We start from the raw sequence: 22,694 nt of genomic DNA, 5'->3' as shown, positions 1-22,694 counted from the left end.
GGAGAACTCGCATGTCCTTACGTCTCATCCTGTCCGCTGCCATCGCGGCGGCCATCGGCACCAGCGCCGCGCAAGCCGAAACCATCAAGATCGGCGTCACCCCCGGGCCGCACGCCCAGGTGCTCGAAGTCGTCAAGCCGATCGCCGCCAAGAAGGGCCTCGATATCCAGATCATCGAATTCTCGGATTACGTCATTCCGAACACCGCGCTCGACGCCGGCGAAATCCAGGCGAATTCGTTCCAGCACCAACCTTATCTGGACAACCAGAAGAAGGACCGCGGTTTCAAGATCGAGAGCGTCGCCACCACGTTGAACTTCCCGCTCGGCATCTATTCCAAGAAGCACAAGTCGTTTGCCAATGTGCCGGCTGGCGGCACCATCGCGATCCAAAACGATCCGACCAATGGCGGCCGCTCGCTGCTGTTGCTGCAGGCCAATGGCATCATCAAAGTGAAACCCGAGGCCGGCCTCAAGCCGAGCGTCGCCGACATCATCGACAATCCGAAAAAATTGAAGATCATCGAAGTCGAGGCCGCGCAGGCGCCGCGCTCGCTTGACGACGTCGATGCCGCGTCGGTCAACACCAATTACGCGACCCAAGCCGGGCTGACACTCAACGACGCCATCCTCAAGGAAGACGCCAAGGGCCCCTATGTGAACGTGATCGCGGTGCGTTCGGTCGACAAGGACAAGCCGTGGGTCAAGACCTTGGTCGAATCCTATCACACCCGGGAAGTAAAGGCGTTCGTGCAGGACAAGTTCAAGGGGGCGGTGCTGCCTAGCTGGTGATCCCGAACAGGCCGAGTTCACCAATCCGCCGGCCGGTCACGGCCGGCGGTGATTTTTCCGCACACCCGGTACGGTCCCTGTCACGGATAGGTCATTTGCGCTCCTTAGATTGGTTCGCAACCAGGGAAACCGGAGGCGGATATGAGCGAAACAATGCTGACGCGCGCGCAGGCTTTTGAAGAAGCCGAGAATGCCGGCAGCAATCCGAGCGGCAATCCCAGCATCGGCGATATCATCGCCGCTCGCTATCACCGCCGAGATGTTCTGAAAGGCGCGCTCGGCGTGGCGGCCATCGCCGCGACCGTCAGCCCGCTCGCGCTTGCCGCCTCCCAGAAAGCTCATGCCGCCGTTGCCGGCTTCAAATTCAAGGAGGTCGCGGCCGGCGTCGACGAGCGTCATCATCTCGCCGAAGGCTATGACGCCGACATCCTGATCCGCTGGGGCGATGCCGTGTTGCCCGGCGCGCCGGCTTTCGATCCGGCGCAACAGAGCGCCGCCGCCCAAAAGCAGCAGTTCGGCTACAACAACGATTACATCGGCTATCTGCCGATGCCGGGCGCTGCCAATTCGTCCGCGCACGGGTTGCTGGTCGTCAATCACGAATACACCAACGAAGAGCTGATGTTCTCCGGCGTCGGCCGGCAGGACGTCAAGGAGAACCCGTTCGCCAAAATGACAAAGGAGCTCGTCGATATCGAGAAGGCCGCGCATGGCGGCGCGGTGCTCGAGATCAGGCGCGAGGGCGGTAAGTGGTCGGTGGTGTCGAACTCGAAATATGCCCGCCGCATCAACGCCGACACGCCGATCGAAATTTCTGGCCCGGCCGCCGGGAGCGACCGCCTGAAGACCAAGGCCGATCCGACCGGCCGTAGAGTCCTCGGCATGGTCAATAATTGCGCCGGTGGCGTCACGCCGTGGGGCACGTGGCTGTCCTGCGAGGAAAACATCAACGGCTATTTCTGGGGCAAACTTGCCGACGATCATCCGGAAGCCCGCGGCTTCAAGCGCATGGGGATTCCGGGCAACGCCTATGCCTGGGGCAAGTTCGAGGATCGCTTCGACATCGCAAAAGAGCCGAACGAAGCCAACCGCTTTGGCTGGGTGGTCGAGATCGACCCGTTCGATCCGGCATCTACGCCGAAGAAGCGCACCGCCATGGGCCGCTTCAAGCACGAAGGCGCCGCCGGCATCACCAACAAAGATGGCCGTTACGTCGTCTACCAGGGCGACGACGAACGCTTCGACTATGTCTACAAGTTCGTCACGCAGGCCGCCGTCAGCACCGACCGCGCCGCCAACCGCGACATCCTCGATAGCGGTACGCTCTATGTCGCCAAATACAACGCCGACGGCAGCGGCGAATGGATGCCGCTTACGCACGGCCAGGGTCCGCTCACGGCCGCGAACGGCTTCAAGGACCAGGCCGATGTGCTGATCGAGGCGCGCCGCGCCTCGGACCTGCTCGGCGCCACCAAGATGGACCGGCCTGAGGATGCCGAGGTCAATCCGGTGACGCAGAAGGTCTACGTCATGTTGACCAACAACACCCGGCGCAAGCCCGATCAGGTCGATGCCGCCAATCCGCGCGCCGACAACAAGTTCGGCCACATCATCGAAATGACGCCGGCCGATAACGACCACGCCGCGACAAAGTTCACCTGGGAGATTCTGGTCAAGTGCGGCGATCCGTCGGTCGCGGAGGTCGGCGCCACGTTCTCGTCGGCGACGACCAAGGATGGCTGGTTCGGCATGCCGGACAATTGCGCCGTCGACGCCGACGGCCGGCTATGGATTTCGACCGACGGTAATTCCGACAAGGCTACCGGCCGCGCCGATGGCATCTGGGCGCTGGAGACCGCGGGCGAAGCCCGCGCCACCTCGAAGCTGTTCTTCCGCTGCCCCGCGGGCGCCGAAATGTGCGGGCCGATGTTCACCCCCGATCTCGAGACCCTGTTCGTCGCCGTCCAGCACCCCGGTGACGACGGGCCGCAGTGGAAGGCCTTCGGCCGCGCCTCGACCTTCGACGATCCATCGACGCGCTGGCCGGACTTCAAGCCCGGCGTGCCGCCCCGCCCCTCGGTGGTCGTGATCACACGCCAAGGCGGCGGCAAGATTGCGGGCTAACGGGGAGTGCGCCGCGCCCCTTGCGCCGGCCCCCGCCGTCCGATCTAACATCGCCGCTTGTCATGATCCTGCCGGGTCGGATGGAAGCGAGTTAGAGACGTGCCCGACCTGAAAAGTGTCGTCGGCGAGATCGCCGACGAGATGAAGCAGCGCCCCGACCGTGGCGAGGTGGCGCATTACATTCCCGAACTGGCCAATGTCGATCCGAAGCATTTCGGGATCGCCGTTGTGGGTGTCGATGGCTCGAACGCGACCGGCGGCGATTTCGACCTGCCGTTTTCGATCCAGAGCGTGTCCAAGGTGTTCACCCTGACGCTCGCGCTCGGCAAGGTCGGCGACCGGCTGTGGAGTCGCGTCGGCCGCGAGCCATCCGGCAGCGCCTTCAATTCGATCGTCCAGCTCGAATACGAGAAGGGAATCCCGCGCAATCCCTTCATCAATCCCGGTGCCATCGCCGTGACCGACCTGATCCTGTCCGGCCACCAGCCGCGCGAGGCCCTGGGCGAAATCCTGCGCTTCATCCGGTTCCTTGCCGGCGACCAGGCCATCGTCATCGACGAGAAGGTTGCCGCCTCCGAGCAGCGCACCGGTTTCCGCAATGCCGCGCTCGCCAACTACATGAAATCCTTCGGTGTCATCGACAACCCGGTGGAGATGACGCTCGGGGTCTACTTCCACCAATGCGCCATCGCCATGTCATGCCTGCAGCTCGCCAATGCGGGGCTGTTCCTGGCGATGTCAGGCCGCAATCCGATGACAGGCCATCAGGTCATTCAGGCCGAACGCGCTCGGCGCATCAACGCCGTGATGCTGACCTGCGGACATTACGATGGCTCGGGGGAGTTCGCCTACCGCGTCGGTCTGCCGGGCAAGAGCGGCGTCGGCGGCGGCATTCTGTGCATCGCGCCGGGCAAGGCCTCGATCGCGGTCTGGGCGCCGGGACTCGACGCCGCCGGCAATTCGCATTTGGGACGCGTGGCGCTGGAAGCGCTCACGAGGCGCATGGGCTGGTCGATCTTCGGCGCTTAGTGCCGCATAGCGTTTTCAGGCGAAGTGGATACCGGTTCGCGTGAAGAAAACGCGTCAGAAGAATCCGATCAGTTCTTCAGCGGCTCGGCGGCTTCGCGAATGGCTTCGTCGTGATACCAGCTGCTGCCGTAGCTGATGTTCGGCAGATCCGCGAAGCGGACCGCCTCGGGCGAGCGGCGCGGCGCCAGGCCGGCGCGGCCGCCCACGGGAAACTGGTAGATCGTCGCCGTCTCGCGTGGCGCGTTGGTCGGCATTGTGGTCTCTCCTCTGATAAGCGCTTCCCGGCGCTACGCTCAGAACGGGTTGTTCTCTGGAACAACGCAACAACTCACATAGGGTTCTATAGCAAAAAGTGAACTCCCATTGGGCAGACTGCCTTCAAAAAATCAGCATTTGCTCAACATTTGCGCAGACAATTGAGTGCCCGCGGTCGAGGCATAACACTGTCGGAACAACGGCTTCGTGCGCGGACACTGCCGCAACTTTGGCCTTCGGCACTGCAAACGCCTAACAAATCGGCGTATTTCACGACATTCCGATCGGTCGTTGGAGCGACGCGACTCTCGCACCGCGCCAGCCCATCACAGACTACCACTTGGCACATTTAATGCTTGTTAAAGAGCGGTCGTTGAGGCCGGGCGTGCCTTGACCGGCTGCCATTCGCCGTCCCGCGGCGAAGGCCGTAACAAGGCTCCTCACACTCACGGGCGCTTCTGGCGTCATCAGAATGAGAGATTCGCAATGACAAAGTACAAGCTCGAGTACATCTGGCTCGATGGCTACACGCCGGTCCCGAATCTGCGTGGCAAGACACAGATCAAGGAATTCTCGTCGTTCCCCTCGCTCGCCGAACTGCCGCTCTGGGGCTTTGACGGCTCCTCGACGATGCAGGCCGAAGGCCACTCGTCGGACTGCGTGCTCAAGCCGGTCGCGGTGTTCCCCGATGGCGCCCGCAAGAACGGCGTGCTGGTGATGTGCGAAGTCATGATGCCGGATGGCGTCACGCCGCATGCCTCGAACAAGCGCGCCACTATTCTCGACGACGCCGGCGCCTGGTTCGGCTTCGAGCAGGAATACTTCTTCTACAAGGACGGCCGTCCGCTCGGCTTCCCGGAGCACGGCTATCCGGCGCCGCAGGGCCCCTACTACACTGGCGTCGGCTACAAGAACGTCGGCTCGATCGCCCGCAAGATCGTCGAAGAGCACCTTGAGCTGTGCCTCGAGGCCGGCATCAACCACGAAGGCATCAACGCCGAAGTGGCCAAGGGCCAGTGGGAATTCCAGATCTTCGGCAAGGGCTCCAAGACTGCGGCCGACCAGATGTGGGTCGCCCGCTACCTGATGATGCGCCTGTGCGAGCAGTACGAGATCGACATCGAGTGGCACTGTAAGCCGCTCGGCGACACCGACTGGAACGGCTCCGGCATGCACGCCAACTTCTCGACCGAGTATATGCGCACGGTCGGCGGCAAGGCCTATTTCGAAGCCATGATGAAGGCTTTCGAAAAGAACTGGAAAGAGCACATCGACGTGTACGGCCCGGACAACGACAAGCGTCTGACCGGCAAGCACGAGACGGCGCCGTGGAACAAGTTCTCGTACGGCGTGGCCGATCGCGGCGCTTCGATCCGCGTGCCGCACTCCTTCGTGAAGGGTGATCTCTACCGCGGTTACCTCGAAGACCGCCGCCCGAACTCGCAAGGGGACCCCTACCAGATCGCGTCGCAGATCCTGAAGACCATCTCGGAAGTCCCGCTTCCGAAGTCGGCGGCCGCCTGAGGCTTCCGCGTTACCTCTAGAGTGTTTCCTCCCAAGACTTGGGCGCCCCCACCGGGGCGCCCTTTTTCTTGGCGCGGCGGCCTTTGACGCCGGCGGAACCGCGGCTAGATAGGCGGCATGAGCAAGCCGACCGCCAAAGCCCCCATCAGGCCCGCCGCCCAAAAGCCGTCCGGCCAAGAGAGCGACTGGACCCAACTCTGGCCCAGCGCCGACCCGCGCCAATCCGAGCCGCTCCTGAAGGCACTGCATATCCTGACGCGCGACGGGGCGCTGAACGCGGATTCGCGCCGCAAGCTCACCCAGGTGCTGCACCTCACCCAGCTTCTAAGGCCCGCCATCGAGGCAATGCTCGAGGAGAAGGATGACCCGATCCTTGCGGATTTAGGCGCCGGCAAATCGTATCTAGGCTTCATCCTCTACGACCTGCTGATCGGCCCGGCCGGCAAGGGCCGCGTGATCGGTGTCGAGACCCGCGACAAACTGGTCGAGACCTCGCGCGCGCTGGCCCAGCAATCCGGCTTCGACCGAATGGATTTCATCACCGCGCCGATCGCCGACGCCAACCTGCCCGGAGGCAAGGCCGACATGGTGACGGCGCTGCATGCCTGCGACACCGCCACCGACGACGCGATCCGCTTTGCCCTGCGCCACGAGGCCAAATGGGTGGCGCTGGTGCCGTGCTGCCAGGCCGAGGTCGCGCGTCTGCTCGACGGCCATCAAGGTCCGATGCGGCAACTGTGGCGGCATCCGATCCAGCGTCGTGAATTCGGTGCGCATCTGACCAATGTCATTCGCGGCCTGGTGCTGGAGGCGCATGGCTACAAGGTGCGCGTCACCGAATTCACCGGCCTTGAGCACACCATGAAGAACGAACTGATCCTCGCCGAGCGCCACCAGCGCTCGAATGCGCAGGCGCGTGGCGAGCTCTATCGTTTGATCGACCAGATCGGCGTCAGGCCGGCTTTGCTCGATGTAATGGCCGCGTGATGAGCGCAACGGGAGTCTACGGCACGCCGCCATCCGATCTCGCGGATGTGCCGCGTGACGCGACGCAGTTCTCGCCGCTGATGCCCGGCGCCGCTGGGCTGGACAAACAGCCCGCGGGCTCGCTCGACGCCATCACCCTGCTCGCGCCGCCCGGCACCATCGAGCGCCGCTATGCGCTGGCGCTCGCCTTGCGCGCCCTCAAGGGCGGCGCACCGCTCACGGCGCTGGCGCCGAACGATCGCGGCGGCACAAGGCTGCGGAAGGAGCTTGAAGCCTTCGGCCTTGAGGTCAACGAAATCTCGAAGCGCCATCACCGTATTGCGACGGCAACCAAGGTAACCGGCATAGACGACATCATTGCCCAAGTCATTGCAGATGGCGGGCCGCGCTTCGACGACGAGATCGGGCTGTGGACCCAGCCCGGCGTATTCTCATGGGACCGGCTCGATCCCGGCACGCATATGCTGATCGAGCGTCTGCCGGCGCTATCCGGCCGCGGCGCCGATTTCGGCTGCGGCATCGGCATTCTGGCGCGCGCGGTGCTCGCCTCCGACGCCGTCACCGAACTGACGCTCGTCGATATCGACCGCCGCGCCATCGAATGCGCCGAGCACAACCTCGATACCCAGCGCGCCAAATTCCTCTGGGCCGATCTGCGCGATCCGCATCCCGGACTCGTCAATCTCGATTTCGTCGTCATGAACGCGCCGTTCCACGACGCCGGGCAGGAGGACAAAGGGCTGGCGCAGGCTTTCGTGCGCCGCGCCGCCGAGAGCCTGCGCAAGGGCGGCGTCTGCGTCATGGTGGCGAACCGCCATTTGCCCTATGAGGCCGTGCTGAAGCCGCTGTTCAAAGCCGTCACCCCGGTGATCGAGCAAGGCGGCTACAAGATCTACGAGGCGCGCAAATGAGCCAAACCATATGAGCAAAGGACCGACGTCGCTTCGCCTCGACCGCCTCCTGTCCAATCTCGGCTACGGCTCGCGCCGCGAGGTGCAGGACCTGATCGAGGCCGGTTATGTGCTGCTCAACGGCGAAGCCATTATCGACAGCGACGAGAAAATCGCGATCACGCCCGATCTCGCCGCGCGCATGACGGTGGAGGGCGAGCCGCTCGATCCGCCGCCCGGCCTGGTGCTGATGCTGAACAAGCCCGTGGGTGTCACCTGCTCGCACAAGGAGCAAGGGCCGCTGGTCTATGGCCTGCTGCCCGAGCGCTGGCGCGCGCGCAATCCGGCGATCTCGACGGTCGGCCGGCTCGACAAGGAAACATCCGGCCTCCTGCTGCTCACCGACGACGGCGCGTTGCTCCACCGGATCATTTCGCCGAAGGCCAACATCGCCAAACGCTACGACGTCACGCTCGACCGGCCGCTGCGCGGCGACGAAGGCGCGGTGTTCGGCGCCGGCACCTTGATGCTGGACGATGAAGACAAACCGCTACTGCCCGCGCAATTCGAAGCCGTGTCGGAGAAGCGCGCTTTCGTCACCATTACGGAAGGCCGCTATCACCAGGTGCGGCGCATGTTCGCGGCCGTCGGCAACCATGTCGTGGCGCTCAAGCGCGACCGCGTCGGTGCCCTCGCTTTGCCGGGGGATTTGGCGGCTGGTGAATATCGGATTCTAGGCGAGGATGAGTTGGCGAAAGTCTTTTCGTAGCCCGGGTGAGCGCAGCGAACCCGGGAACGTCCTATCCCGGCTTTCAGCCGGGCTACAGAAGCTGGATGACCGCGATGATCACCGCAAGCCCGGCGGCAACAGCGCAGGCGGCGGTGAGCAACTGCCGGCGCTGGCGCTTGGGACCATAGATACCGGCGGCGCGCCGCTCGGCGATCAGAGCCGCATCATATTCGGCCGAGGACGAATACTGGCATCCCCAGGCCGATCCGGCCTGCAGGGCGTGCGCCTCAAGCAGCAAAGCCGCCTCGTTGGGAGAGGCAGGCGACAGGACTCGGCTGGATAGATACGACATGGCGTCATGGTAACGCCCGCAGGGTTAACGAAATTTTACCTTGATGCGCGCCGTCACGCCGTGGCGATCTGTTCCGGCTTGGCGCGGCGCCCGGCCCACGTGCCAGTCTTGGCTGCAGCCGGCTTGCCACGAGCCGCCCAGCGAGCGCGCGCCGCCTCGCTGCCCGGCTCCTCGTCGGCGCAAGTATAGCGATTGCGGCCGCTATTCTTGGCCTTGTACAGCGCCTCGTCGGCGCGCAGCAGCAGGGAGTCGATGGTCGCCTCCGGCTTGTAGGTCGTAGCAAGCCCGATGCTCACCGTGGCACCGATGGCGATGTCGTCAATGGTGACGCCGGCCGCCTGAAAATTCACGCGCAGACGCTCGGCGACAACACAGGCATCCTCCATCGCCTCCGGCACCATGGCGACGAATTCCTCGCCGCCGAGCCGGCCGATCACGTCGGTGGCGCGCGTACTCTCCTGCAGCACCCTGGCGAACACCTTGAGCGCGCTGTCGCCGACGGCGTGGCCGAAGCGGTCGTTGATCGACTTGAACTTGTCGAGATCGAACATCAGCAGCGTCACCGGCTCGCCGCGCGAACCCTGGCCGGCATGCATCGCCGTCGCCGCCTCGAGAAAAGCACGGCGGTTGAACACCCCGGTGAGATGATCGGTGGTGGCGATCTTGCGATAGAAATGGACGTGGCGGTCCTTCACCATCAGGATCACGATGAAGGCGGTGCCGACGGTATAGATCATGGCCTCGACCGCGAATACGATCTGCCAGCGCGTCGCAAAAACATCCGGATAGAAGTAGCGCAAGGCCAGCGGCAGCAGGAACATGCCGGCGTGTAGCAACGGCACCACGACCGCCGCGGTGCGCGAATAAAGCGACCGGCGGCGCTCGCGTCCAAGCTCGAAGGCCATGAAAAAGGTGTAGACGGCGACGACCACCACAGCGAGCGCGGCGCGCTGCGAACTGCCCTCCTCCATGCCCGGCAAACCGGTCACGAGGAGCCACGCGGCCGCTGCTGCGAAGGGCACCACCGGCCACATCCTGCGGCCGTGGAACAGCCGCAGGCCGTTCCAGAACATGCCGCAGGCCAGGAAGATCATCGCCTCGGCATAGGCCGCCGGCACCTGGAACATCTGATGCGGCGCGCTCCACAGGATGATCGCGGCACCGCCGATGAGATAGGCCGAGCCCCACCAAGCCAGTGCGCCGATATCGCGCTGTATGATCCAGTTGGCGATGAGAAAGACCCCGAGAAACACCGCCATGCAGACAGTCGCGAAGATCAAGGTCGGAGCGTCGAGAATAACCGGCTGGTGCATGCGCAGCTTTCGATGGCTAACGGGCATTCATATTTTCAACCTTTATGGATGATAACGTTTGAAATGATGCGAAAGCTTTGAAGGAGCCGCCGCCCTTTGAGGCAACAGCGGTTCGAATTCACCTCAAATAAAATGTAAAAATCCGCCGATGGCGGGCTTTGTCAGGAGCGGTGCAGACGACCGCCTCAGGCCGTTGCCGGCAGCTTGCGCCACTCACGGCGCTCCAGAACGCCGTCCGCGGACGCGATGCTTGCGCCATCCTCCGACGTCATCGCGCTCGCCACCCGGTTACGGCCCTTCGCCTTGGCGCGATAGAGCGCGCGGTCGGCGGCCGCCATGAGCGCGGCCAGTGTCATTGTGGTCTCGTTCTCAAGTGCCACGCCGATGCTGACCGTCGGCACGATGTCGCCCGCCAGGTCGGTTACCGCAAACGCCCGGCGCACCTGCTCGGCGATAGCGAGGGCCTCGCCAAGATTCGACACGCGCATGATCGCGCCGAACTCCTCGCCGCCGATGCGGCCGAACAGAACACCGTCGCCAAACGACCGCACTGCCGTGGCCGCAAAGTTCATCAAGACCGCATCGCCGGCCGCGTGGCCGAGCCGATCATTGATGGACTTGAAGTGATCGAGGTCGAACAGCATGACGGCCAATGCCGTGCCGTCGGCCCGCGGATCGGCCGCCATCTGCTCGGCGCCGGCGAGGAAGGCACGGCGATTGGGTACGCCCGTCAGTGGATCGACCAGCGCTGCGGTCTTATGCCGAAGCTCGGTGCGCTCCTTGGTCATGTTGAGCAGCAGAAAGGCGATCACCACCGAGAACAGCAAAGTGGCGAAGGACAGCAGCGGATAGAAGACGCTGGCGGTGAACTGATACTCGCCGGCCGGCTGCGGCACCATCAGCGTAACGGGTGCCCGGGCAATCATGATCGCACCGTACACGAACAGTGTGATGGCCGTCGGCCACCGCGACATCAGCGGCTCGGACCGGCCACGCCAGACCTCGTACGCCGCGGCAAAGGCCACAAGTCCCGACAGGGTCGTTACCGTGACCGTCCGCAAATTGATGTCGGCGCGGATGTCCGGAACGGCGCAGGCCGCGATCCAGATCAGCGGCGCTACGGCCACCATCGCCACACGCGTTTCGCGGCCATCGAACTGACGCGCGCCGACCCACACCAGCCCCAGACCGATCAGCACCGCCACATTCGCGAATTGTATCGAAATCCAGTCCGGCACCATGCCACGCACGGCGACCAGCGCCACACCGAGCGCACACAGCAGGAAGGCCCCGCCCCAGGTCATGAGCGCGCGAACGGCGCGGTTCTGCAGCCCGGCAAAGACCAGCAAGCCGCCGAGCAGCGCCGTGACGAACACCGTCACCATCGCCAATGTCGGAATATCCAACCGCATGAATTCCACCGCGCCCGCCCGTCCGGAATGTAGGCAGTCGAGTATTGGCGGTGAGTTACCGACGCGACTTTTGTGCGCGGCAGCATTGCCGACAAGTAAACGCATTTACAAGAATGCATGGCATCGCTTGTCGGCCATTCCAAAAGAAAAGAGCGCGCCGAAGCGCGCTCTTTGGAATTGTTCGAAGGCGTCTTTTATTAGCGCTTCGAGAACTGGAACGAACGGCGGGCCTTGGCCTTGCCGTACTTCTTGCGCTCGACCACGCGGCTGTCGCGGGTGAGGAAGCCGCCGCGCTTGAGCACGCTGCGCAGATCCGGTTCGAAGTAGGTCATCGCCTTGGCGATGCCGTGACGCACGGCGCCGGCCTGGCCCGACAGACCGCCACCCGACACGGTGCAGACCACATCGAACTGGGTGGCGCGGTTGGCGGCGACCAGCGGCTGCTGGATCATCATGCGCAGCACCGGACGCGCGAAGAACGCCTCGATGGTGCGGGTGTTGACGGTGATCTTGCCGGAGCCCGGCTTGATCCAGACGCGGGCGACGGCGTTCTTGCGCTTGCCGGTGGCATAGGCGCGGCCCTGCTTGTCGACCTTCTTCTCATAACGGGGAGCATCGGGCGCCGCGGTCTTGAGCTGCGACAGGCCTTCCATTGACTGTACGGTCTCGGCCACGATCAGGCACTCCTCACGTTCTTGCGGTTCATCGCGGCGACATCGACCACTTCGGGCTTCTGCGCTTCATGCGGATGCTCGGCGCCCGGATAGACGCGCAGATTGCCGAACTGCACGCGGCCAAGCGGCCCGCGCGGCAGCATGCGCTGCACGGCCTTCTCGACGATGCGCTCGGGGAACTTGCCGTCCATGATCTGCTTGGCAGACCGTTCCTTGATGCCGCCGATATAGCCGGTGTGGTGGTGGTAGACCTTCTGGTCGCGCTTGCGACCGGTCAGCACGACCTTGGCGGCGTTGATGATGATGACGTTGTCGCCATCATCGATATGCGGGGTGTAGCTCGGCTTGTGCTTGCCGCGCAGGCGCATGGCGACGATCGAGGCAAGACGGCCGACGATGAGCCCGGAGGCGTCGATCAGCAGCCACTTCTTCTCGACGTCGGCGCTTTTGACCGACTGGGTGGTCTTCATGACAAATCCCGAAGAGTGGAAAATCCAAGGAAAAAGGCGCGGAAACGAACCGCGCCAGCGTGGGCGGGTATGTAGACGAGCCGCCGCGCCCCGTCAACGCCATCTGGCGAATATTAGTCTATATATTTCAATATCTTATAAGATTGGTATATCACTACCAGCGCCTAATCACTTCTGGACCGGGAGCGAATAGGTCGAGGTGACATGGGCCACCTGATCGGATTCGCCGTCCGAATAGAGGCTCACCTCCCCGACCGCCAGCCTTTTGCCGACCTTCATCAGCCGCGCCTCTGCGATCAGGTCGGCGGCGGCCGGCTTGCGCAGGAAATTGATGTTGAGGTTGGTGGTCACCGCCAAAGGCTGCGGACCCACGGCCGAGAACACCGCGACATACATGGCGAAATCGGCCAGCTCCATCATGGTCGGGCCGGACACCGTGCCGCCGGGGCGCAGATGGTCCTCATGAAAGGCCTTGCGGATGCGCACGTCGCCGTAATTGGCGCGCTCGATGGTCAAGCCGCAGCCGGGATAAAAGGCCTGCGGAAACTCTCGTCCCAGCAGCGCCGCCATCTCCTCGATCGTCATCACCGACGCGCGCATGCTTTGCCCTCCTTGACGTCCGGTCTTTGCCGGCAGGCAGTCTTAGAAGGGCCGACGACGTAGCTCAAGCGAACGCTACAAACCGTTCGCCCCCGCGAAACGGGGGCCCAGGGTATATTCGGTATGCCGCAAGACTGGGTCCCCGCTTTCGCGGGGACGAACGGAGAGAGATCACGTCTTCCCATAAACCTCCCTCAGCTCGTCCTTGGCCTTCTCGAGCTTCTGCTTGCGACTCTTGGACAGCCCCTTGCCGGCGCGGTTGATGTAGAAGGTCAGCATCGACATCGCCGAGCGATAAGGATCGGCCTTGCGGCGCTTGCTGCGATCGGCAGAACGTTTCAACGACAGCGCGATCTGGCGCGGCGTCGGTTTCTTGAACACACCCTCCTCGAGCGTCAGCGCATCGCTCTTCTCCGTGACGCGCTGCGACCAGCGCCGGCTGCTGCGCGTCTTCGTCTTGCGCCGCCGCGGGTGCGAAACCTTGCGGATCTTTTTCGACATGGTGCGCGCTCCTGTTTCGGAACCCAACGCCAGCGCCGCCACGGCCGTTCCGCCGCTTTGCAGGTTCGGCGTCCGGGACTATGGTACGCCCGCTTCCGCCCCGGGGAAACACCGCGCATGAACCTCGAAACCGCCCGTGATATCGACAGGACCGTCCTGCTGATCGAGCGCGACGGCCCGGTTGCGATCCTCACGCTCAACCGGCCGCAGGCGCGAAACTCGCTGTCCGAAGGTTTGCTGATCGCGCTGTCGGAAGCCTGGACGGCCATTGCCGCCGACGCCTCGATCCGCGCCGTCGTGCTCGCCGCCAACGGTCCCGGCTTCTGCGCCGGTCACGACCTGAAAGAACTCACCGCGCGCCGTAGCGATCCCGACGGCGGCCGCGCCTACTTCCACCAGCTCATGACCATCTGCAGCGCCATGATGCAGCAGATCGTCCATCTGCCGAAACCGGTCGTCGCCGCCGTGCAGGGCGTCGCCACCGCGGCCGGTTGTCAACTCGTTGCGAGCTGCGATCTTGCTATCGCGTCGGACGCCGCGAAGTTCGCCACGCCTGGTGTCGATATCGGCCTTTTCTGTTCGACGCCGATGGTCGCCCTCTCCCGCAACGTCTCGCGCAAGCACGCCATGGAAATGCTGCTCACCGGCGACATGGTATCGGCCGAACGCGCGGCGCAGATCGGCCTCGTCAATCGCGTCGTGCCCGTCGGCCAAGAGCGCGCCGAGGCCATCGCGCTGGCGAAGAAGATCGCGGCGAAATCGGCCTACACACTGAAGGTCGGCAAGGAAGCCTTCTATCGCCAGGCCGAGATGAGCTTGTCGGCGGCCTATTCCTACGCTTCCGAGGTCATGACCGAGAACATGATGGCGCGCGACGCCGAAGAAGGCATCTGCGCCTTTATCGAGAAGCGCACGCCGACGTGGCAAGACAAGTAATTTGGGAAGACAAATGATGATCCGTATCGCCGTCGCTTCGTTCGCCATGCTCGCCGCCGTCTCCGCGGCTTCCGCGCAGGAATTCAGCGCCGAACAGCGCGCCGCCTGCAAGAGCGACTACGACCAGTTCTGCAAGGGCACCATGCCGGGCGGCGGCCGCGTGCTCGCCTGTCTCGCCAAGAACAACGACAAGCTCTCGGGCGCCTGCAAGAAGGTCGTTGCCGAGGCGAAGAAGTAACCGCCGTTCACGGCGGCTTGATCCGGGCCGCCCTTTGCGTCACCGCTTCTCGTGCCTAACTATGGCACCCTTGCGCGACCGGAGGGCGGCCCTGCCATGTCAAACGCATCCATCGTCTTCACCCCGGCCGTTCAGGCGGCACAGGCCGAGCGCGGCTCGGCGCGAGCCTATGCGCAGCGCGTCGCCGAAGGCTTTCCCGACAAAGTGACGTCGGAGCTTGCGGCCTTTATCGCCGAGCAGGACACGGCGTTTCTCGCCACCGCCACCAAGGACGGCGCGCCCTATATCCAGCATCGCGGCGGGCCGAAAGGCTTCATCAAGGTCATCGACGAAAAGACTTTGGGCTTTGCGGATTATCGCGGCAACCGCCAGTACATCACGCTCGCCAATCTGTCCGAGAACGACCGCGCTTATTTGTTCCTGCTCGATCCGGCGCGCCGCCAGCGCATCAAATTGTGGGGCCGCGCCCGCGTCGTCGAGAACGATGCCGCGCTGGTCGAAAAGCTGTTCGACGCGGGTTACAAGGCCAAGCCCGAGCGCGCGATCTTGTTCACGATAGAGGCCTGGGACGTGAACTGCTCGCAGCACATTGTCACCCGCTTCACGGAAGCGGAAATTGCCGAAGCGATGGGCGGCGTCACGCGCAAGATCGCCGAGCTGGAGGCCGAAAACGCGCGGCTGAGAGCGCTGTTGGCGGTAGGCCGCGAAAACGGCTAAGCATCGAGGCCATGAATCCGACAATGAACCACGACTCCTACCCCGACGCCTACATCCGCGGGATTCTCAACACCGTGAAGACCATCGCCATGGTCGGCTTTTCGCCGAACACAGTGCGGCCGAGCTATTTCGTATTCAAGTATCTCCTCGAGCGCGGCTTCAAGGTCATCCCGATCAATCCGGGCCATGCCGGCAAGGAATTCCTCGGCCAGAGGTGCTACGCGACGCTCGCCGACGTACCGGAGCCGATCGACATGGTCGACATCTTCCGCGCGCCGCAGTTCGTCGTGCCGATCGTCGAGGAAGCGCTCAAGCTAACGCCGAAGCCGCAGGTGATCTGGATGCAGCTCACCATTCGTAATGATGAGGCGGCGGCTTTGGCCGAGGCCGAGGGCCTCAAGGTGGTGATGAACCGCTGCCCCAAGATCGAATACGGCCGCCTCTCCTCCGAGATCTCCTGGATGGGCATCAACTCGCGCACTCTGTCGAACAAGCGCGCGCAGAACCTCGGCGGCGGCTTCCAGCGCATGGGGCTCGGTGAAGCGGGCGGGAAGAAAGACACCTGATACCGCAGCACGGCAAAAATGAAGCCTATTGCGGCTTCGTCAGCTGCGCCAGAATCGCTTGTCCGGCCGCATCATCCAGCTGGCTTATATAGACTCCGGCCATCGAGTTTCGTTCGGTAACCGGCCGCCCCACGGATGTACCAGGCATGGGAATCGCCATGACAAAACCGCCGCTTACGACAGCCGAAGTCGATGATTTGATGTTGAAGACAAAGTAATAGTTGCGGCCAGCTACCGCATGAAATTCGTGCGCGACGTCGGCGACAGAAATAAGCCACTTGATAGCGATCTTGTGCCGGCCAGCCGGCCGATCGACCGAAATATAGGATCCGGCCGCCAACTTCCCGACGGGCTTGTCGTCGATTTCGATATTGTATCGAGCGAATTTCCCAGCCCAACTATCGGGAAAGATCAGATAAATTCGAGCCTGTTGCGCGCTGCGAGCCGCGCCTTGCGGTTCGAGCGCCGACGTTGACACGCAACCCGCCAAAAAGGCGCACGCCAGCGCCAACCAGATCGCACGGATCATCGTCGTCTCCCCCAACCCTGACACTACCGTACTACCTTCGATAGCAGATTCGCAATCTCGCACGCGCGCTCCCGCAATCGGCGAGGGCAACGGGTGTTCTGTCTGGCGGGGGTAACGGGCGAACTTATTCCAGCCCCATGCCACTTCCGAGCACTGCTGGCCTGAAACAACGCGTCAACTTGACGGCACAGCGACCTCCCTTCTTAATCCGGCCACCTTGTGCGGGCCGGGAGCGCCCGTTTTCACGTGACGGAGACATTCATGGCCGACGCCGAACGCACCCCCGGATTTGACACGCTGGCCATCCACGCCGGCGCCAAGCCCGATCCGACCACCGGCGCGCGGGCGACGCCGATCTACCAGACCGCGTCCTATGTGTTCGACGACGTCGATCACGCCGCCTCGCTGTTCGGCCTGCAGGCCTTCGGCAACATCTATACCCGCATCGGCAATCCGACCTGCGCCGTGCTCGAGGAGCGCGTCGCAGCGCTCGAAGGCGGCACCGCCGCCCTCGCCGTCGCCTCCGGCCATGCCGCGCAGGTCATCGTCATGCAGACGTTGCTGATGCCGGGCGACGAGTTCATCGCCTCCAAGAAGCTCTATGGCGGCTCGATCAACCAGTTCAACCACGCCTTCAAGAGCTTCGGCTGGAACGTGGTGTGGGCTGATCCGGACGATATCTCGTCCTTCGAGCGCGCCATCTCGCCGAAGACCAAGGCGATCTTCGTCGAGTCGATCGCCAATCCCGGCGGCACCGTGACCGATCTCGAACCGATCGGCGCCATCGCCCGCAAGGCCGGCATTCCGTTCATCGTCGATAACACCTTGGCCTCGCCCTATCTGTGCAAGCCGATCGACTTCGGCGCCGATATCGTCGTCCATTCGCTCACCAAGTTCCTCGGCGGCCATGGCAACTCCATCGGCGGCATCATCGTCGATGCCGGCACCTTCAACTGGTCGCGCGACAAGAAGTATCCGATGCTGTGCGAGCCGCGTCCGGAATATGCCGGCATCGTGCTGCATGAGACCTTCGGCAATTTCGCCTTCGCGATTGCCTGCCGCGTGCTCGGCCTGCGCGATCTCGGGCCGGCCTTGTCGCCGTTCAACGCCTTCCTGATTTCGACTGGCATCGAGACGCTGCCGCTGCGCATGCAGCGCCACTGCGACAACGCGCTCGCGGTCGCCGAATTCCTGTCGAAGCATCCGAGCGTGGCGTGGGTCAGCTATGGCAGCCTGCCGGGCGACAAGTACAACGCGCTCGCCAAGAAGTATGTGCCGAAGGGCTGCGGCGCGGTGATGACCGTCGGCCTCAAGGGTGGCTACGAGGCCGGCGTCAAGCTCGTCTCCAACGTGAAGCTGTTCTCGCATCTCGCCAATATCGGCGACACCAAATCGCTGATCATTCACCCGGCCTCGACCACGCACCGCCAGCTCTCCGACCAGCAAAAGATCGCCGCTGGCGCCGGGCCGGACGTGGTGCGCTTGTCGATCGGCATCGAAGACGTCGCCGACATCATCGCCGACCTCGATCAGGGGCTGAAGTAAGATCTATTCTGGCGGCTCTCGATGGGCAGCCCCACACTCCGTTCATTCCCGCGCATAGCCGTTCGAAGAACGGCGTTCTTCCAGAACGCCTATGAGCGGGAATCCAGTTCTTCTGGGTCCCCGCTTTCGCGGGGACGAACGGTGAGTTTGGTCGCAGCATTGTTTATGACTGCTGTTTCGAGTGCCGCTGCGCAAACGCCGCTGGTTTATCTCCGCGACATCGACCCGACCATCCGCCAGGACATGCACTATGCCGGGCGGGACAATTTCACCGGCCGGCCGCTGCCCGGTTACGACGCGGCGGAATGTCTGTTGCGGCGGCCTGTCGCGCTGGCGCTCAAACGCGCGCAGGCCGATCTCGGCAAAGCCGGCTACTCACTGAAAGTCTATGACTGCTATCGCCCAACCCGCGCCGTCGCTGCGATGATGGCATGGGCGCGCGATGCCAAAGCAACGCCGGACACGTCACGTTTCCATCCGGCGCTCGACAAATCGCGGCTGTTCGCGCTCGGTTACATCTCCGGCCATTCGGCGCATTCGCGCGGCGTGGCTGTCGATCTCACCATCGTGCCACTCCATGCGCCGCCCGCCGCGCCGTTCGATCCGGCGGCGCGCTATGGCGCCTGCACCGCGCCGCAGGCCGAACGCGCGCCGGACGAAACGCTCGACATGGGCACCGGCTTCGACTGCTTCGACATGAAGAGCCACACGGCCAATATGTCGATATCGCCCGCGCAGGCCGGCAATCGCCGCATCCTGCTGAACGCCATGCGCCGCCACGGCTTTGCCAGCTACAAGCGCGAATGGTGGCACTTCTCGTTCGACCGCGCGGACGATGGCGTGGCGTTCAATGCACCGATCCGGGCGCGCGAGGCGCCTTGGTCAGTGTCTTCGCCACATAGATCGCGACGCGCCGCAGCGTCGCCTCCTGCGTCCAGATCGCCGTGACCGCCTCGTCCGTCGCCTTGCCGTGCGTGGCGACAGCATCCACCACCGGCTGGCGGATCTGCGCCTTGGTCTGGGCGAAGGCTTCCGGCGACATCGCGGCGTGCAGTTTGGCGAGCCGCAAAGCGCGCGGCATCAACTCCCAGCCATCGACCACTTCGTCCACCCAGCCTTTCTGCAAGGCTTCAGCGGTCACATAGGTGCCGGCGCCGAGCGCGAACTCGGACAGGTAACGCGACGGCACCGCGGCGCGCACGATCTCGAAGGCGAGCGCCGGCAGCGGCACGCCGACCTGCAGTTCGGTAATGCCGATGCGGCCCGACTCAGCCGCCATGACGCGACGATCCGCACACGCCGCCAACACGGCGCCACCGGCAATGGCATGGCCGTTGATCGCCGCGATCACCGGCTTCGGGAAGAAGAACACCGTTTCGTAAAGCGCGTGCAGCACTGGCAGAAAGCGCAACACATATTCGGCGCCGCCGGCCGAGAGGCGCTTCAGATCGACACCGGCGGAAAACATCGTCGCCGTGCCGGTGAGCACCACGGCCTTAACCTCGGCTTTCGCCCGCAACTGCCCAAACAGCACCGTCATCGCCTCGCAGAACTCGATGTCAAGCGCATTGGCCTTGCCATGCTGAAGCCTCACCACTGCGATGCCGTCGTCGAATTTGACGTCGATCATATGCTCTGCTCCACCGGCCGCAAAGCGGGCGCGGCAGCCCGCGCCGACAGCCGCTGCGCATGAACGACCGCCGCGGTCAACACGATCACCGCGAAAGCCTGATGCGCGATCGCCAGCAACAGCGGCACCTGATGCAGCAACGTCAGAATACCCAGCACCGCTTGCGCCGTAATCAGCGCAAACACGGTCAGCGCGCCGCCCGCACGGCCACTTCGCCACGCATCCCACGCATGCCAGGCGGCGACCAGCCAGATCGTATAGGCTGCCATGCGGTGCACGAATTGCACCGTCAGTGTGTTCTCGAACAGATTGCGCCAGGCCGGATCGATGTGCCACAGCCGCGCCGTCTCCGGGATGAAGCCGCCGTCGATCAGCGGCCAGGTGTTGTAGATCAGCCCCGCATCGAGCCCGGCCACCAGCGCGCCGAGATAAATCTGGAACAGGACGAGCAGCGCGATTGCCAAAGCCGCGAGGCGCAGCCGCGCGGGTACGCTCTCGGCGTGCGCACGCAGTCCTTGCGCCGTCCACAACACCGCGAAGTAAATGGCGCAGGCGAGCGTCAGATGAAACGCGAGGCGATATTGAGACACGCTGGTGAGATTGGTTCCGGCGAGCCCCGACGACACCATCCACCAACCCACCGCGCCCAAGGCCGCGCCGCCGGCGAAAATCAGCCACAGCCGCGCCTTCAGGCCGCGCGGGATCATGCCGCGGGCGAGGAAGAACAGGAATGGCACGAGGAACACGAAGCCCGTGGTGCGCGCCAAAAGCCGGTGCGACCATTCCCAATAGAAAATGGTCTTGAAGGCATCGAGCGACATGCCCTTGTTGACCTGCTGGTATTGCGGGATCTGCCGGTACTTGTCGAACTCGGCCTGCCAGTCCACGTCCGAAAGCGGCGGCAGCACCCCGGTGACCGGCTTCCATTCGGTGATCGACAGCCCGGATTCGGTAAGCCGTGTGGCGCCGCCAACCACCAAAGTCAGAAAAATCATGGCGGCAACGCAATAGAGCCAGACGCGCACCGCGTGGGGATTTCGAGAAGCGGCGGCTGAGGATGGCATGACGTTCATGATGACGGTCGCGGCAAAAAGCGGCCTTGCGGCAGGCAGCGCCGACCATATAGTCAGGAGCAACGCCCGAGGCAAATGCGGCAATTTCGTTGCATTTGACGGCCCCGCGGCCATCTCGGCGGCCTTGTGGCCGAGGACCGCGGCCGGAGACACGTTGGAGACTTGATGCCCATCCGCCTGCGCAAATTCATCGGCGCCATTGCGCTGCTCTCGTTGGTTATCGTCTGGGCACTGATCGCCATGGCGCTGGCGCAATCCGCGCTCACGGATATCAACGGCTTCGTCGCCACGATCTATTACGTCGTGGTTGGCCTCGGCTGGGTGCTGCCGGCGATGCCCATCATCTCGTGGATGTCGAAACCCGACAAGGTGAAGGCTTAAGAGCCCGCTCTTGTGGCCGCCGCGCCTTCGTCTTACCTCTGACGCATGACCGACATTGTCCGCGACAATCCTTCCCGCCACCGTTTCGAACTACCAACCGGCGCCGGGCTGGCGATCGCCAATTACCGCCGCGACGATACGACCATCACCATCACGCACACCGAAGTGCCGCGCGCGGTCGAAGGCCGCGGCGTCGGATCGGCGCTGGTCAAAGGCATGCTCGACCAGATCCGGCATGAAGGCCGCAAGGTCGTGCCTTTGTGCTCCTTCGTGCGCAGCTATATCGGCCGACATCCGGAATACGCCGACCTGCTGTTCTAGTTCCGCGCACCCGTCGTCACGTCAACTTGTATGGCCAACTCCAATTGTGAATTGTCCGCCTGCATACCGTATCGTGACGCTGGTATAAGGCTGCCGCGGCGGCGCCTCCTCATAGCGAAGCGGGATCGGTGTTTTCACCTGCAAGACCTGACCCGTCGGAGGCGTGGCAACGATATCCATAATCAGATCGAACGGGTTGAATCCTTGTGGCGAAGCGGGGGCGAACGACACGCGCCATCCGCTTGTCGACGCGACGACATCGCCGGTCACGTATAATTTCGGGCCGGCCATGGGCATGGTGTCGATCCACGCCCGGAACGAATCTTTGAGCACTTCGAGTCCGCTGACCGTATCGGTGACGATGAGTCCGCTGGCCGCCTCGACGGCGAATCCGCCATTGTCGGCGACATATTTTTCACAATCCGCAAGCGAGGCCGGGCCAAAGACGCGGATATAGACAGTTGGCAAAGTCGCATCGCACTTTGCGATCAAAAGGCGGTTGATGCCGATCCAAGAAAAAACACAGTAGTTGGCGGGTCCGTCGACCGCCATCGCCATTCTCGTCACGTCGATTGGCGGCACAACTTCGGCAATCGGAACGTCGTGCATGCCGTCAGCATCCTGAATTCGAATGCTCTTGGCACTTGTCGGATAGATGATGGCTTCCTGGTAACTGAACGGCTTTGTCGCCGGCAGCCCAATATCGGGCGTGATGACATAGAAAGCAAACATCGGCGGAAAAATACGAAACGGTAATTGCTCGAAATCGAACTTGTCGTTCAAGTGCGAAGTTTCGCCGGTCGCAATCAGATATGTCACGCCGAGCAGCCGATAGGCATGGTACCGCGCGCGTCCAAGCTCCTTTTTCGCCATAGCGCCCTCCCCTTGCGTTATTTGTCTGTAAAAATGATTGTCGGCTTTTGGACATCGACAGCCGAGGCTGCGACCCACAAAATATGCCACACCTTATAGTTGTGGTCCAGGACTTGTCGGACGCCAGGCCATTGGTGACAAAGGTGCCTTGGTCCGGCTGTTCAGCATTCTCACGACAAAACGATCAGGCGCGCGCCTGGAACTCCCACGGCGTCACTCACACCCGGATATGG

The 22,694-nt window shown here is 63.4% G+C and carries 27 protein-coding genes; 15 read left to right on the top strand and 12 right to left on the bottom strand.

The features are described from left to right. Positions 1-11 precede the first annotated feature (11 nt). The 3 genes from E8Q40_RS11200 (at position 12) to E8Q40_RS11190 (ending at position 3,944) form a co-directional block, all read left to right on the top strand. Positions 12-791 carry a MetQ/NlpA family ABC transporter substrate-binding protein gene (locus tag E8Q40_RS11200; protein ID WP_137044634.1) on the top strand — a complete coding sequence of 260 codons (780 nt, stop codon included), beginning with the start codon at positions 12-14 and terminating at the stop codon, positions 789-791. A gap of 141 nt (positions 792-932) precedes the next feature. After that, the gene (locus E8Q40_RS11195; RefSeq protein ID WP_137044632.1) at positions 933-2,915 is read left to right on the top strand and encodes a PhoX family phosphatase; all 1,983 of its coding nucleotides are present in this window, start codon (positions 933-935) and stop codon (positions 2,913-2,915) included. A 99-nt stretch (positions 2,916-3,014) separates the two neighbouring features. Continuing rightward, positions 3,015-3,944 (top strand): glutaminase, encoded by a 930-nt coding sequence (locus E8Q40_RS11190; protein ID WP_137044631.1) that lies wholly within the window; start codon positions 3,015-3,017, stop codon positions 3,942-3,944. Positions 3,945-4,012: 68 nt separating this feature from the next. On the opposite strand, the gene E8Q40_RS11185 is transcribed toward E8Q40_RS11190, so the two are convergent. Beyond that, positions 4,013-4,198 carry a DUF2735 domain-containing protein gene (locus E8Q40_RS11185; protein ID WP_137044629.1) on the bottom strand — a complete coding sequence of 62 codons (186 nt, stop codon included), beginning with the start codon at positions 4,196-4,198 and terminating at the stop codon, positions 4,013-4,015. Positions 4,199-4,685: 487 nt separating this feature from the next. On the opposite strand from E8Q40_RS11185, the gene E8Q40_RS11180 reads away from it, so the two are divergent. The 4 genes from E8Q40_RS11180 (at position 4,686) to E8Q40_RS11165 (ending at position 8,369) form a co-directional block, all read left to right on the top strand. Further along, on the top strand, positions 4,686-5,723 hold the full coding sequence (locus tag E8Q40_RS11180; protein ID WP_137044628.1) for a glutamine synthetase beta-grasp domain-containing protein: 1,038 nt from the start codon (positions 4,686-4,688) through the stop codon (positions 5,721-5,723). Positions 5,724-5,840: 117 nt separating this feature from the next. Beyond that, positions 5,841-6,710, top strand: a complete 870-nt coding sequence (locus tag E8Q40_RS11175) for an SAM-dependent methyltransferase (protein WP_137044626.1) — start codon at positions 5,841-5,843, stop codon at positions 6,708-6,710. Further along, complete coding sequence (locus E8Q40_RS11170; protein ID WP_137044624.1) at positions 6,710-7,621, top strand: class I SAM-dependent methyltransferase; 912 nt, start codon at positions 6,710-6,712, stop codon at positions 7,619-7,621. Before E8Q40_RS11175 ends, E8Q40_RS11170 begins: the two co-directional genes overlap by 1 nt. A 10-nt stretch (positions 7,622-7,631) precedes the next feature. Next, on the top strand, positions 7,632-8,369 hold the full coding sequence (locus tag E8Q40_RS11165) for a pseudouridine synthase (protein WP_137044623.1): 738 nt from the start codon (positions 7,632-7,634) through the stop codon (positions 8,367-8,369). Between the two features lie 52 nt (positions 8,370-8,421). On the opposite strand, the gene E8Q40_RS11160 is transcribed toward E8Q40_RS11165, so the two are convergent. From E8Q40_RS11160 to E8Q40_RS11130, 7 genes are all read right to left on the bottom strand, one after another. After that, positions 8,422-8,682 carry a hypothetical protein gene (locus E8Q40_RS11160; protein ID WP_137044621.1) on the bottom strand — a complete coding sequence of 87 codons (261 nt, stop codon included), beginning with the start codon at positions 8,680-8,682 and terminating at the stop codon, positions 8,422-8,424. Positions 8,683-8,735: 53 nt separating this feature from the next. Further along, positions 8,736-9,995 (bottom strand): GGDEF domain-containing protein, encoded by a 1,260-nt coding sequence (locus E8Q40_RS11155; protein ID WP_168197806.1) that lies wholly within the window; start codon positions 9,993-9,995, stop codon positions 8,736-8,738. Between the two features lie 185 nt (positions 9,996-10,180). Beyond that, positions 10,181-11,407 (bottom strand): diguanylate cyclase, encoded by a 1,227-nt coding sequence (locus tag E8Q40_RS11150; RefSeq protein WP_168197805.1) that lies wholly within the window; start codon positions 11,405-11,407, stop codon positions 10,181-10,183. Between the two features lie 197 nt (positions 11,408-11,604). Further along, positions 11,605-12,081 carry a 30S ribosomal protein S9 gene (gene rpsI / locus E8Q40_RS11145; protein ID WP_137044615.1) on the bottom strand — a complete coding sequence of 159 codons (477 nt, stop codon included), beginning with the start codon at positions 12,079-12,081 and terminating at the stop codon, positions 11,605-11,607. 2 nt (positions 12,082-12,083) lie between these two features. Then, a complete protein-coding gene (rplM, locus tag E8Q40_RS11140; RefSeq protein ID WP_137044614.1) occupies positions 12,084-12,551 on the bottom strand; it encodes a 50S ribosomal protein L13 in 468 nt (155 codons plus the stop codon). A 168-nt stretch (positions 12,552-12,719) separates the two neighbouring features. Further along, positions 12,720-13,151 carry a PaaI family thioesterase gene (locus E8Q40_RS11135; RefSeq protein WP_137044612.1) on the bottom strand — a complete coding sequence of 144 codons (432 nt, stop codon included), beginning with the start codon at positions 13,149-13,151 and terminating at the stop codon, positions 12,720-12,722. Positions 13,152-13,322: 171 nt separating this feature from the next. Further along, on the bottom strand, positions 13,323-13,652 hold the full coding sequence (locus E8Q40_RS11130; RefSeq protein WP_137044611.1) for a DUF3175 domain-containing protein: 330 nt from the start codon (positions 13,650-13,652) through the stop codon (positions 13,323-13,325). 117 nt (positions 13,653-13,769) lie between these two features. Between E8Q40_RS11130 and E8Q40_RS11125 the strand changes: the two genes are divergently transcribed. The 4 genes from E8Q40_RS11125 to E8Q40_RS11110 all read left to right on the top strand — a co-directional run bounded on the left by E8Q40_RS11125 (position 13,770) and on the right by E8Q40_RS11110 (position 16,109). Continuing rightward, a complete protein-coding gene (locus E8Q40_RS11125; RefSeq protein WP_137044610.1) occupies positions 13,770-14,588 on the top strand; it encodes an enoyl-CoA hydratase in 819 nt (272 codons plus the stop codon). 13 nt (positions 14,589-14,601) lie between these two features. Beyond that, positions 14,602-14,826, top strand: coding sequence for a cysteine rich repeat-containing protein (locus tag E8Q40_RS11120; protein WP_370455243.1), 225 nt, complete (start codon positions 14,602-14,604; stop codon positions 14,824-14,826). Positions 14,827-14,922: 96 nt separating this feature from the next. Continuing rightward, complete coding sequence (locus E8Q40_RS11115; protein ID WP_137044609.1) at positions 14,923-15,543, top strand: pyridoxamine 5'-phosphate oxidase family protein; 621 nt, start codon at positions 14,923-14,925, stop codon at positions 15,541-15,543. Between the two features lie 23 nt (positions 15,544-15,566). Beyond that, positions 15,567-16,109, top strand: coding sequence for a CoA-binding protein (locus tag E8Q40_RS11110; RefSeq protein ID WP_137044608.1), 543 nt, complete (start codon positions 15,567-15,569; stop codon positions 16,107-16,109). Positions 16,110-16,134: 25 nt separating this feature from the next. Here the strand turns inward: E8Q40_RS11110 and E8Q40_RS11105 are convergent, their stop codons facing one another. After that, positions 16,135-16,638, bottom strand: a complete 504-nt coding sequence (locus E8Q40_RS11105; protein WP_137044607.1) for a DUF2846 domain-containing protein — start codon at positions 16,636-16,638, stop codon at positions 16,135-16,137. A gap of 261 nt (positions 16,639-16,899) precedes the next feature. On the opposite strand from E8Q40_RS11105, the gene E8Q40_RS11100 reads away from it, so the two are divergent. Continuing rightward, positions 16,900-18,183, top strand: coding sequence for an O-acetylhomoserine aminocarboxypropyltransferase (locus tag E8Q40_RS11100; RefSeq protein ID WP_137044606.1), 1,284 nt, complete (start codon positions 16,900-16,902; stop codon positions 18,181-18,183). A gap of 165 nt (positions 18,184-18,348) precedes the next feature. Then, positions 18,349-19,131, top strand: a complete 783-nt coding sequence (locus E8Q40_RS11095) for a M15 family metallopeptidase (protein WP_137044605.1) — start codon at positions 18,349-18,351, stop codon at positions 19,129-19,131. Here the strand turns inward: E8Q40_RS11095 and E8Q40_RS11090 are convergent. Both E8Q40_RS11090 and E8Q40_RS11085 read right to left on the bottom strand, forming a co-directional pair. Then, positions 19,031-19,813, bottom strand: coding sequence for an enoyl-CoA hydratase/isomerase family protein (locus E8Q40_RS11090; RefSeq protein ID WP_137044604.1), 783 nt, complete (start codon positions 19,811-19,813; stop codon positions 19,031-19,033). The two genes, E8Q40_RS11095 and E8Q40_RS11090, sit on opposite strands and share 101 nt — an antisense overlap. Further along, positions 19,810-20,877, bottom strand: coding sequence for a COX15/CtaA family protein (locus tag E8Q40_RS11085; protein ID WP_137046678.1), 1,068 nt, complete (start codon positions 20,875-20,877; stop codon positions 19,810-19,812). Before E8Q40_RS11085 ends, E8Q40_RS11090 begins: the two co-directional genes overlap by 4 nt. 174 nt (positions 20,878-21,051) lie before the next feature. Here E8Q40_RS11085 and E8Q40_RS11080 point away from each other — a divergent pair, with 174 nt between their 5' ends. Both E8Q40_RS11080 and E8Q40_RS11075 read left to right on the top strand, forming a co-directional pair. Further along, positions 21,052-21,267, top strand: coding sequence for a DUF2842 domain-containing protein (locus E8Q40_RS11080; RefSeq protein ID WP_137044603.1), 216 nt, complete (start codon positions 21,052-21,054; stop codon positions 21,265-21,267). 45 nt (positions 21,268-21,312) lie between these two features. Continuing rightward, complete coding sequence (locus tag E8Q40_RS11075; protein WP_137044602.1) at positions 21,313-21,588, top strand: GNAT family N-acetyltransferase; 276 nt, start codon at positions 21,313-21,315, stop codon at positions 21,586-21,588. 21 nt (positions 21,589-21,609) lie between these two features. Here the strand turns inward: E8Q40_RS11075 and E8Q40_RS11070 are convergent, their stop codons facing one another. Then, positions 21,610-22,461 carry a hypothetical protein gene (locus E8Q40_RS11070; RefSeq protein ID WP_137044601.1) on the bottom strand — a complete coding sequence of 284 codons (852 nt, stop codon included), beginning with the start codon at positions 22,459-22,461 and terminating at the stop codon, positions 21,610-21,612. Positions 22,462-22,694 lie beyond the last annotated feature (233 nt).

The sequence above is a fragment of the Pseudolabrys sp. FHR47 genome, from assembly GCF_005153485.1.
Classification (GTDB): Bacteria; Pseudomonadota; Alphaproteobacteria; order Rhizobiales; family Xanthobacteraceae; genus Pseudolabrys.
The sequence above is the reverse complement of the archived record's forward strand: the minus strand, read 5'-3'. Positions and strand labels throughout refer to the sequence as shown.